We start from the raw sequence: 11,785 nt of genomic DNA on the forward strand, positions 1-11,785 counted from the left end.
CCGGCCGCGGGGCCGGGATCGACTTCGTGGCCCTCGGGCGTCAGGCGCTGCGTGAACTTCGCGCCCTCGCCGGCCTCCGTCGGAGGCGCGGCGGCCGGTACGGCCGCATCGGCCTCCGGCTTGGGCGGGGCTGGTTTTACCAGCGGTTCGGTGGCGACGGCTTTGGTCGAGTCGAGGCCGAGCATGCTGCCGAACGCATCCTTGTTCAGCCAGATGCCATAGCCACCACCGGCAATGACGAGCAAGGCAATGGCGGCGGCGATCACACCGCCATAGCTGCGCCTGCGCTCGGCAGGATGGAGCCGCTGGAACCTGTCCTCCGCGGGGCCGCCGCCGTTGGAAAAGTCGTCGCCCCGAAAAACGCCGTCTTGGCCGTCAGCCGTCGGAAGATCCATATCGGACGGCGGCGGACCAGCGCGCTCCTGAGAAAGAGCGACGGGCTGCGGCTTTTGCCAGTTCGGCGCCGCCTTGGCGGGCGCGGGCTGCCAGGCCGGCCCGGTCTTTGCCGGCTCGGTCTTGGCCGGCTGCCATGCCGGCTCCGTCTTTGCTGGCTGTCGGATATGGCTGGACTGGTTCTTGTTGCGGTCGATGGAGGAGAAGATGTCCTCCAGTTCCGCCAGCGGGTCGGGTGGCGGCGCAGGCTTGGCATAGTCCCGCTCGACTTTGGCGATGGCGTCTTCCAGTGCACGCATCTGCCGGTCGACATCGGAAGGCGTCATCGTGGCCTTCTCTGCGAGTTGTTTCGCGATTGACGAACGGGCCCTGTCATAGACCCTGGCGCGCACTTCCGCCGACGGCTCACCGAGTTTGTCGAGCGCCTTTTTCAGAATAGGAACAAAATCTACCATACGTCAGTCGACCTGCATTTGTTTCTGGGCCGGCCCCCGCAAATCAGCCGCAATGCCCGGAAGGCTGAGAAACTAGTCTTGAAACGGATCGGTCACAAGTATCGTGTCGTCCCGTTCAGGGCTGGTGGAAAGGAGTGCGACCGGCGCGCCGATCAGCTCTTCGATGTAGCGGACGTACTTCACCGCCTGGGCCGGCAGGTCGTTCCAGCTGCGCGCGCCGGCAGTGGTGCCTTTCCACCCCTCCAGCGTCTCGTAGACCGGTTCGACGCGGGCCTGCGCACCCTGGCTGGCCGGCAGGTAATCGATCGCCTCGCCGTCGAGTCGGTAGCCGGTACAGACCTTGATCTCGTCCAGCCCATCGAGCACATCGAGCTTGGTCAGCGCAATGCCCTTGATGCCGTTGACGGCGACGGCCTGGCGGACCAGCACGGCATCGAACCAGCCGCAGCGCCGCTTGCGGCCGGTGACGACGCCGAATTCATGGCCGCGCGTGCCCAGGAACTCGCCGATCTCGTTCTTCTGTTCGGTTGGAAACGGGCCTTCGCCGACGCGCGTCGTATAGGCCTTGGTGATGCCGAGCACATAGCCGATGGCGCCCGGCCCGACACCCGACCCGGCGGCGGCCTGACCGGCAACCGTATTGGACGAGGTGACGAACGGATAGGTGCCGTGGTCGATGTCGAGCAACGTGCCTTGCGCGCCCTCGAACAGGATGCGCTCGCCGGCGCGGCGCTTGTCGTCGAGGATTTTCCAGACGCGGTCCATATAGGGCAGGATCTCGTCGGCCACCGAGATCAGCTCGCTCATGATCGCCTCATGCGTGACCTCGGCATGGCCGAGCCCGCGCCGCAGCGCATTGTGGTGCGTCAGCAGCCTGTCGACCTTCAAGGGCAGCGTTTCCAAATCCGCCAAATCCATCACCCTGACCGCGCGCCGGCCCACCTTGTCTTCATAGGCGGGACCGATGCCGCGACGGGTCGTGCCGATCTTCGTTCCGGAATTGGAAGCGGCGTCCTCGCGAAATCCGTCCAGCTCCCGGTGCAAGGACAGGATAAGCGCGGTGTTTTCGGCTATTTTCAGGCGGTCTGGCGTCACCTCGACGCCTTGCGCCTTCAATTTCGCAACCTCCGCGACGAAAGCGTGCGGATCGAAGACGACGCCGTTGCCGATGATGGAAAGCTTGCCTTGCCGCACCACGCCGGACGGCAGCAGCGACAGCTTGTAGACCTTGCCGTCGACGACCAGCGTGTGGCCGGCATTGTGGCCGCCCTGGAAGCGCACGACAACATCGGCGCGCTCCGACAGCCAGTCTACGATCTTGCCTTTGCCCTCATCGCCCCATTGCGAGCCGACGACCACCACATTGGCCATATTTCTTTTCCCTTGAGACGCCGCACGAGCAGCTTGAAACAATTCGAAACGATAGGCCTCTATCGCATCGGCCCCCAAAATCGGAATCGATTTTCGGAAAAGCACGACGCGAGATTAAAGCCTTCCGACGCGTACTTTGTAGCGTCCAATTGCACGCACGTCGCTCTATAGCGTCAAGACCCGGCGAGCGCGACCACTCTTTGCCGCCCAAAGCGCTCCGAGGCACAACAATTTTCGCCTTTGACATCATTTACTTGGGCTGGCGGTCGCAATAGGCCCACACCGACCGTCAAATTCCCTCTGCCTGGCCGGGAGTTCACGATGCATCGAGCCGCCTATCTGTTCCTGCTGTTCACCACCTTGCTGTGGGGCGGCAACTCCGTGGCGGGAAAGCTGGCGGTCGGTCATATCTCGCCGATGACGCTGGTCTTCCTGCGTTGGCTGCTGGCGGTTCTGATCCTGCTGCCGATCGGCTGGGGAACGCTACGCCAAGACTGGCCGGTGGTGCGCAGGCACTGGTTGCTGCTTGGCGGGCTCGGCGCTTGCGGCTTCGCCTTTTTCAATGCGATCTTCTACACGGCGCTCAACTACACGACGGCGATCAACGTCTCGATCGAGCAGGCGGCGATACCGATCGTGATCATCATCGCCAATTTCGTGCTGTTTCGCCTGCGGGTGAACCGGGTGCAGATAGCTGGCGTCGTGCTGACCATCATTGGCGTCGCGGTGACGGCGAGCCATGGCGACCTGCGCCAGCTTCTCAAGCTGGATCTCAACTTTGGCGACGCGATCATGTTGGTCGCCGTGCTTTGCTACTCCTTCTATTCGGTGGGGTTGCGGCTGAAGCCGGTCATCCGCTGGCAGAGCCTGATGCTGGCGCTGTCGGTTGCCGCACTCGTCACATCGCTGCCTTTCTTCCTGTGGGAGATTGCCGCCGGCAAGGTCATTGTCCCCGATGCCCGCGGCTGGGCGGTCGCGTTCTATACCGCCATCGGTGCTTCGGTCATCGCGCAGATCTTCTATATCAGGGGCAACGAGCTGATCGGCGCCAACCGGGCCGGCCTGTTCATCAATCTGGTGCCGATCTTCGGTACGCTGCTATCGGTGCTGATTGTCGGTGAGACATTCCAGCTCTATCAGGCGCTGGCTCTCGCGCTGGTGCTCGGTGGCATCAGCCTCGCCGAATACAGCGGACGGAAGATGGCGGCATCCGCTGCTGAATGAAGTCGCTTGCCGCGACGTTCCACCGCCCCGCGTGCTGCTGCACACGGGGCGACCGAATTTCAGGCTATCCCCACATCGAAATGCAGCCGCTTGGCGGAGTCGATCGACTTGTGCGAGCGCACCTGCGCCAACACGTTTTCCGGGAACGGCGCATCGAGATAGAGCAATGCGATGGCATCGCCGCCCGGCCGGTTGCGGCCGAGCTGGAAGTTGGCGATGTTGACGCCGTTCTCGCCGCACACCGTGCCGAGCAGACCGATGATGCCGGGCGCGTCGGCATTGGTCGTGTAGAGCATGTGCTGGCCGACCTCTGCGTCGAGATTGATGCCCTTGATCTGGATGAAGCGCGGCTTGCCGTCCGAGAAACAGGTGCCGGCGATCGAGCGCGTCCTGTGCTCGGTCTTAACCGTCAGCTTGATATAGCCGTCGAACACGCCCGACTTGTCACGCTTGACCTCGGCGACGATGATGCCGCGCTCCTTCACCATGATCGGCGCCGACACCATGTTGACGTCGGAGACCTGCGGCCGGATCAGCCCGGCAAGGGTGGCACTGATCAGCGCGCGCGTGTTCATCGTCGCGGTCGAGCCGTCGAACAGTATCTCGACCTCCTTGATCGGATCCTCGGTGACCTGTCCGACAAAGGCGCCGAGCACTTCGGCAAGCTTGACGAAAGGTTTCAGCCGCGGCGCCTCTTCGGCGGTGATCGACGGCATGTTGATGGCGTTGGAAACGGCGCCCTTGATCAAATAGTCGGACATCTGCTCGGCGACATGCAGGGCGACATTCTCCTGCGCTTCGGTGGTCGACGCGCCGAGATGCGGCGTCGCCACGACATTCTCCATGCCGAACAGTGCGTTGTTGTCCGCCGGTTCGACCTCGAACACGTCGATGCCGGCGCCGGCCACCTTGCCGCTCTTCAGCGCCGCGATCAGGTCGGCCTCGACGATCAGCCCGCCACGGGCGCAGTTGATGATACGCACGCCGTTCTTCATCTTGGCGATCGCCGCGGCGTCGATGATGTTGCGCGTCTTGTCGGTAAGCGGCGTGTGCAGCGTGATGAAGTCGGCGCGGGCGAACAGCTCGTCGAGCTCGACCTTTTCGACGCCGAGCTCCTCGGCGCGGCTGTCCGACAGGAATGGATCGAAGGCGATGACATGCATCTTCAGGCCGACGCCGCGCGTAGCGACGATCGAACCGATATTGCCGCAGCCGATGATGCCCAGCGTCTTGCCGGTGATCTCGACACCCATGAAGCGGTTCTTTTCCCATTTGCCGGCGTGGGTCGAGGCGTTGGCCTCCGGTATCTGGCGGGCCAGCGCGAAGATCATGGCGACGGCATGCTCGGCGGTGGTGATCGAATTGCCGAAGGGCGTGTTCATCACGATGATGCCCTTGCGGCTCGCCGCCGGGATGTCGACATTGTCGACGCCGATGCCGGCGCGGCCCACGACCTTCAGCCTGGTCGCGGCATTGATCAGCTTCTCCGTGACCTTTGTCGCCGAGCGGATGGCCAGCCCATCATACTGGCCGATCACTTCGAGCAGTTTTTCCTTGTCCTTGCCGAGATCCGGCAAATAGTCGACCTCGATGCCGCGATCCCTGAAGATCTGCACGGCGGTGGTGGAAAGTTTGTCTGAGACGAGAACGCGGGGCATTGGCTTGGTCCTTTGCGATTGGCGTCCCTCCCCCTTGAGGGGAGGGTCGGCGCGAAGCGCCGGGGTGGGGTCGTTGCGGCCGGATGCGGCCAAATCTTTTTCTTTCTGGATGGCGGATCGTTGAGCGGGTGGAGGCGACCCCACCCGGCCCTTCGGGCCACCCTCCCCTCGAGGGGGAGGGAGTCAGGCCGCCGCTTTGAGCGACGCCTTTTGCGCGGCAAAGGCCCAGTCGAGCCAGGGCAGCAGCGCTTCGAGGTCGGAGGTCTCGACTGTCGCGCCGCACCAGATGCGCAGGCCGGGCGGTGCATCGCGGTAGGCGCCGATGTCGTAGGCGACGCCTTCCTTGTCGAGCGCCGAGACAATTGCCTTGGCGAATGCAGCCTGTCCGTCGGCGTCGAGTGCAGCGACATCCGGATCGGTGAAGGAAAGGCAGACCGACGTGTTCGAACGCGTCGCCGGGTCTACGGCAAGATGGCCGAGCCAGGAAGATTTTCCGACAAAGCGATCGAGAACAGCGGCATTGGCATCCGCTCTGGTGACCAGCGCGTCGAGGCCGCCGATCGACTTCGCCCAGCGCAGCGCGTCGAGATAGTCCTCGACGCACAGCATCGACGGCGTGTTGATCGTCTCGCCCTTGAAGATGCCTTCGATCAGCTTGCCGCCCGAGGTGAGACGGAAGATCTTCGGCAGTGGCCAGGCCGGCTTGTAGCTTTCCAGGCGTTCCACGGCGCGCGGGCTGAGGATCAGCATTCCGTGCGCGCCCTCACCGCCCAGCACCTTCTGCCAGGAGAAGGTGACAACGTCGAGTTTCCTGAAATCGAGCTGTTGCGCAAAGGCCGCCGAAGTAGCGTCGCAGATGGTCAGGCCCTTGCGGGTGGCCGGGATGAAATCGCCGTTCGGCACGCGCACACCCGACGTCGTGCCATTCCAGGTGAAGACCACGTCGCGGTCGAAGTCGATTTTGGTCAGGTCCGGCAGTGCGCCGTAGTCCGCCTCTAACCTGCGAACATCGGCGAGCCTCAGCTGCTTGACCACATCGGTGACCCAGCCGGAGCCGAAGCTCTCCCAGGCGACCATGTCGACGCCGCGTTCGCCGAGCAGCGACCACAGCGCCATTTCGACCGCGCCGGTATCCGAGGCCGGCACGATGCCGATGCGGTAATCCGCCGGAACCTGGAGGATTTCCCGGCTCAGCTCGATCGCTTGTTCGAGCTTGGTCTTGCCGATCTTGGCGCGGTGCGAGCGCCCGAGCGCGGCATTTTTGAGCGCCTCGACCGACCAGCCGGGGCGTTTTGCACAGGGACCTGAGGAAAAATTGCGATTTGCCGGACGGAATCCGGGCTTCGTATGCGTGGTCATCGTGGTCTATCCTTCCAGATAGTGGCCCCTCGTTGGGGAGGGGTGGCCCACGGATGGCGATATGCGTTCAGGCTTTCGGCGTCAAGGGGAAAGTTTTTGTCGCTGTCAGGATATTGCCGGGGCGAAACGCAAACGGCGGGCCTGCGACCCGCCATTGTCAACGCCTCGGCTTCGATCGAGCCTACCAGAGATCGTAGCGTAGTCCGACTTTGACTTGATGATTGTTGATCCCTTTGCGGATCGGAAAGGAAGTCAGGCTCTCGGCAGTCACATATTCGGCGTCTGGCGCGGAAAAATACTGATAGCCCAGATCGACTGAGACGTTCTTGGACACTTGGTACGCAAGCCCGGCATTCAGCGTGTAGGCGAAGGAGTACTGGGTCTTGTTGTCATGCCGGACGAAATCGTCGGTGGGGTCGGCGTTGTCGGTGAAGTAGCTCGCCGACAGGCGACGCTTGCTCTGCACGACACCGACACCGGCGCCGAGATAAGGTGTGATTCCGACATAGGTGCCAAGGTCGACATAGCCGTTGAGTATGCCTGAGAAGGCATAGTTCTTCAGGGTCGCCGATGCCACGGTCGTTCCGTCGTTATAGCCGACGTCGATCTTGTTGCCGGGAAGATAGCCGACATTGAGATCGGCGCGCAGATAGTCATTGAAATGGTAGCCGAAGCCGATGCTGGCGAAGATGGGATCTTCCTTTTCGTCGAAGCTCGCGGGCGTGAAGGCGAAATCCTTATCCTTGAAGCTCTTCTGCACCAGATAGGAGACATCGCCGCGCAGATACCATCCCGAGCCAACCTCGACCGGTACATAGTCGGGCGCCTGGTCGACATAGACCGGCGGATCGTAATCGGCGCCAAGCGCCGGCGTCAGCGGCATCAGGATGACTGCTGCAAGCGCCAGTGCTACAGGCGATTTGGATGTCATGGTCCTCGGCTCCCGAACTTGGCGCATTCGCGATCGCGCGCGCCGTTTCAGACAGCATTGTTAACCATAGTGGTTAAGTGCGGGTTAAGGATAACAAGGCGTTAGCAATTGATTTGATCCGTTTTCGCTCCTCGAGCTGGACGGTGTTACAGGGCAACGCAGCATCTTTAGGCAGCCAAACGAAACCGCCCGGCATCAGCCGGGCGGTCGACGAATTCCTCGATTTCGCAGCGACTACTTCGTGTAGACCGGCTCGGGTTCCGGGACGTAAGGCTCCGGCGGCGCGCAGTCCGACCTGCCGAACTGGTAGCGCAGGCCGCCGCGCACTTCGTGCACGTTGATGCCGCGGTCATAGCCCGGGCCGACATTGCTATCCGAAGCGTAGTCGAACATCTTGCCGCCATTGATGTGGCTGAAGCGGTAGCCGACGTCGAGTTTGACGCGGTCGGTCAGGCAGTAGGAGGCGCCCGCCATGGCAGCATAGGCAAAACGCCAGCCTTTGCCGCCGTGATGCTCGAACTCGCCGTCATCGTCGACGTTGTGGAGTGTATCCCACTTAACCCAGGCGCCGCCGATGCCGGCACCGACATAAGGCGTGACGCCATGCCAGGTGCCGATGTCGACATAGGCGTTGGCCAAGAGCAGCAGCGCCGAATAGGACGAGGTGTCGACGGATGTGCAAGGGGTTTGTAATACGCCGCAGAAGCCGTTGGTCGAGCCGCGGAATTTGGACTTGCTCATCCAGTCCAAGGTGAGATCGGTGCGGAAATGCTCGTCGATCTGGTAACCAACACCGCCGCCGGCCGAGAAGGCGCCATCCAGCTTGCCTGTATCGAACTTGCCGGGACTCTGGGGCGCCACACCGTAGGTGATGTAGTCGCCACCACGAAACTTCGACCAGTGATAGTCGATGTCGCCACGGATATACCAGCCGCCAAAGTCGGCCGGCTGCTCGTAGGCAACCGGTGGCGGCGCCTCCTCGACGACGGGCGGCTCGACGAAATCGGCGGCGAATGCCGGCCCGGCGCCGGCAAACAGCGCGGCCATGAGAGCCATTCTTGCTGTGTTGAACATGCTTATCACCCCTGAGAACCCTCGAACGGCGAACGCGCCCGAAATGTGATTGACTTCAGTTGTGGATAATGAATCGGAAAGGTTAAAAGGCGTTTAACCGTATTGATTAACCACGAATCTCTAAAAGTGGAGCAATCTGGCGACCGTTGCTGCAGGCGGAGCTGGCCGCGACCCAATAAAAAAGCCCGCCGGCAAGGCGGGCTTTTGAACCGATGTTGGAGGGAGATCAGGCGGCGCTGCGCGTTTCCGAAATGACCTCGACGATGTCGTTGACCACGGACTCGACAAGCTGCGGGTCGTCGCCCTCCGCCATGACGCGGATGAGCGGCTCCGTGCCGGATGGCCGGATGACCAGGCGCCCGGCCTTGCCGAGGCGATTGCGCGCATCTTCGATCGCCGCCTTGACCGGCGCCTCCTCCAGCGGCTTGCCGCCGGAAATATGCACATTCTTCAAAAGCTGCGGCACCGGCTCGAATTTCTTCGACAGTTCGCTGACCGGCCGGTTATGCCGCTTGATGCAGGCGAGCACCTGGAGCGCCGAGACGAGCCCGTCGCCGGTAGTCGAGAAATCGGACAGCACGATGTGGCCCGACTGTTCGCCGCCGACATTGAGCCCATGGGCACGCATGTGCTCGACGACATAGCGGTCACCGACCTTGGTGCGATGCAACTGCAGGTTCATGTCGCCGAGGAAGCGTTCGAGGCCGAGATTGGACATCACCGTCGAGACGACGCCGCCGCCGGCCAGCCGTCCGCTCTGGTGCCAGGATTCGGCGATCAGTGCCATGATCTGGTCGCCATCGACGATCGCGCCGTTTTCATCGACGATGACGACGCGGTCGGCATCGCCGTCGAGCGCAATGCCGATATCGGCGCGCACCTCGTGCACCTTCTTTTGCAGGCCGGCCGGATGAGTCGAGCCGCATTCCTTGTTGATGTTGAAGCCGTTGGGCTCGACATTGATGGCAACGACCTCGGCGCCGAGTTCCCACAGCGCGTCGGGCGCCACCTTGTAGGCGGCGCCATTGGCGCAATCGACGACGATGCGCAGGCCCGACAGCGACATCGAGCGCGGCAGCGTGCGCTTGGCGAATTCGATATAGCGGTCATGCACGCCGTCGACGCGTTTGGCGCGGCCGAGCCCATCGGAATCGGCGAGCGCCAGTTCGATATCCTTGTCGAGCATCCCCTCGATACGCTCCTCGATCTCATCGGACAGCTTATAGCCATCGGGACCGAACAGCTTGATGCCGTTGTCGTAATAGGGATTGTGCGAGGCAGAGATCATCACCCCGATATCGGCGCGCAGCGAGCGCACCAGCATGGCAACAGCCGGCGTCGGAATCGGGCCGAGCAGGAAGACATCCATGCCGGCGGCGCACAGGCCGGATACCATCGCGTTCTCGATCATGTAGCCGGAAAGCCTGGTATCCTTGCCGAGCACGACGCGGTGGCGGTGGCTGCCGCGCTGGAAGGAGAGGCCGGCGGCCATGCCGACCCGCATGGCGACCTCCGCCGTCATTGGAAACTTGTTGGCGCGCCCACGAATGCCGTCCGTACCGAAATAATGTCCTGCCATGTTCGCCAGCTTCCCGATGGTTCTTTCCGGGCATCTCATGCCATAAAATGGCCCAAGCCCCGTCATCACATTGTATGATTATGGACGACCAATCCTTAGAAAATTATTGTTTTGTGTGTTTTGCGTCACGCTAGTGTGTTGATTTTCAAGTTCCGGGCCCTTGTTGCGGCAGCAGCATCAGAAACGTCAACTCAAACCTCATCTGGATCCTTTGGTCTGTGGCAGTGTGGCCTTGAACCCGAATCCGCATCGTGCTGCTCCAGACAGTGGTAGGCTCAGGTCCGCCGCACCCGCCGATTTGACTGGCTGTCATGCGACGCAGTGTCCTCGCTGGGAACCAGCCATATGCGCGCTCTCCGTGCAATGCACCCGGACGAACTTGGCCGGGAGACGGTCCCGGCAACGAATTCATCACCTTAAAGAAAAGAATGCACTTCTAAATTTGTCTCTACGCTACTTAGCATCTGGCGCAACCAGCCGTTGAGCGCTATTGCTGCACTGGGACATATCATGAACCGCCGTAGGGAGAAAACGCATGCTCATCCACCGACTTGCCACTTTGACGGGTCTTGCCGTCGCGACCTTATTCCTGGCCGCGCCTGCCAACGCGCTGACCATGGCCGAGTGCAGCACCAAGTATAATGCGGCCAAAGATGCGGGAACGCTTGGCGGGCAGAACTGGAACCAGTTCCGCAAGGCCCAATGCGGCACCGACGCCACCGCTGCTACGAACGATCCCGCCCCAGCCAAAGCCACGGCCAAGGCCGCCGACACGACCAAGGCAGCCGCCGCCGACGATGCGGCGCCGGGCCTGACGGCGAAGGAGTGCAGCACCAAATACCAGGCCGCCAAGGCTGCCGGCACGCTCAACGGCATGAAGTGGAACGATTTCCGCAAGACCCAGTGCGCCGCCGGCGCGACGGCAGCCGCACAACCCGCCGCCACGACCAAAGCAGCGGCGACCAGCAGCGATGACGCGGCGCCTGGGCTGACGGCCAAGGAATGCAGCACCAAATACCAGGCCGCCAAGGCTGCCGGCACGCTCAACGGCATGAAATGGAACGACTTCCGCAAGAGTGAATGCGCCGCCGGCGCAACTGCAGCCGCACAGCCTGCCGCCGCACCTGCCAAGGCGACGACAGCCGCCGCGACCGATACCGGCAAAGGCCTCAGCATGGCGGATTGCAGCGCCAAATATCAGGCTGCCAAGACCGGCAACACGCTGAATGGCATGAAGTGGAACGACTTCCGCAAGAGCCAATGCGGCGCCGGCGCAGCCGACGACGACACCCTGCCGGCTCCCGACGCCAAGTACACCGGCGATCCGCAACCGCCGACGATCACCGCCCCCCAGGGTGTGAAATTCCCGACGGCGGTCTCCAAGAAGTATGCAACCGAGACCCCGGCCAAGGGCCGCATGCACACCTGCCTCGACCTCTACTACGCCAACAAGGACGCCAACACGCTGGGCGGCCTCAGGTGGATCCAGAAAGGCGGCGGCTTCTACAGCCTCTGCAACGCCAAGCTGAAGAGCTGACCGGCGCCACCATCCGACGACATGAGCCCGCGAGCCGCAAGGTTCGCGGGCTTTTTTGTTGCATGCTGCCGCGCGTTCAGAAGAGGCGGCATCGGCCGCCGCTCTAGACTAGCAATCTCCCCCTCGTGCGGCTAGGGCATATACACATCTCGCAGAGCCCATCCATCGGCACAGGCACGGAAGTAGGCCAGGCCGTTGTAGAAG

The 11,785-nt window shown here is 62.4% G+C and carries 8 protein-coding genes and 1 pseudogene; 2 read left to right on the top strand and 7 right to left on the bottom strand.

The annotated features are described in order from the left end of the window. Together X773_RS72215 and X773_RS72220 are read right to left on the bottom strand one after the other, a co-directional pair. A pseudogene (locus X773_RS72215) lies at positions 1-848 on the bottom strand (hypothetical protein); the annotation flags it as partial. A 72-nt stretch (positions 849-920) separates the two neighbouring features. Then, a complete protein-coding gene (locus X773_RS72220; protein WP_023680654.1) occupies positions 921-2,219 on the bottom strand; it encodes an adenylosuccinate synthase in 1,299 nt (432 codons plus the stop codon). A 321-nt stretch (positions 2,220-2,540) separates the two neighbouring features. Between X773_RS72220 and X773_RS72225 the strand changes: the two genes are divergently transcribed. Further along, on the top strand, positions 2,541-3,443 hold the full coding sequence (locus X773_RS72225; protein ID WP_023680655.1) for a DMT family transporter: 903 nt from the start codon (positions 2,541-2,543) through the stop codon (positions 3,441-3,443). A gap of 59 nt (positions 3,444-3,502) precedes the next feature. On the opposite strand, the gene serA is transcribed toward X773_RS72225, so the two are convergent. The 5 genes from serA to glmM all read right to left on the bottom strand — a co-directional run bounded on the left by serA (position 3,503) and on the right by glmM (position 10,044). Next, a complete protein-coding gene (serA, locus tag X773_RS72230) occupies positions 3,503-5,101 on the bottom strand; it encodes a phosphoglycerate dehydrogenase (RefSeq protein ID WP_023680656.1) in 1,599 nt (532 codons plus the stop codon). Between the two features lie 183 nt (positions 5,102-5,284). Further along, positions 5,285-6,460: a phosphoserine transaminase gene (locus tag X773_RS72235; RefSeq protein WP_023680657.1), complete on the bottom strand. Its 1,176-nt coding sequence runs from the start codon at positions 6,458-6,460 to the stop codon at positions 5,285-5,287. A 181-nt stretch (positions 6,461-6,641) separates the two neighbouring features. Continuing rightward, complete coding sequence (locus X773_RS72240; RefSeq protein WP_023680658.1) at positions 6,642-7,391, bottom strand: outer membrane protein; 750 nt, start codon at positions 7,389-7,391, stop codon at positions 6,642-6,644. 234 nt (positions 7,392-7,625) lie between these two features. Further along, a complete protein-coding gene (locus X773_RS72245) occupies positions 7,626-8,465 on the bottom strand; it encodes an outer membrane protein (protein WP_023680659.1) in 840 nt (279 codons plus the stop codon). A 226-nt stretch (positions 8,466-8,691) separates the two neighbouring features. Next, positions 8,692-10,044 carry a phosphoglucosamine mutase gene (gene glmM / locus X773_RS72250; RefSeq protein WP_031213285.1) on the bottom strand — a complete coding sequence of 451 codons (1,353 nt, stop codon included), beginning with the start codon at positions 10,042-10,044 and terminating at the stop codon, positions 8,692-8,694. Between the two features lie 535 nt (positions 10,045-10,579). Between glmM and X773_RS72255 the strand changes: the two genes are divergently transcribed. Continuing rightward, positions 10,580-11,581, top strand: coding sequence for a hypothetical protein (locus X773_RS72255; RefSeq protein WP_023680661.1), 1,002 nt, complete (start codon positions 10,580-10,582; stop codon positions 11,579-11,581). Positions 11,582-11,785 lie beyond the last annotated feature (204 nt).

The sequence above is a fragment of the Mesorhizobium sp. LSJC280B00 genome, assembly GCF_000502835.1.
Classification (GTDB): Bacteria; Pseudomonadota; Alphaproteobacteria; order Rhizobiales; family Rhizobiaceae; genus Mesorhizobium.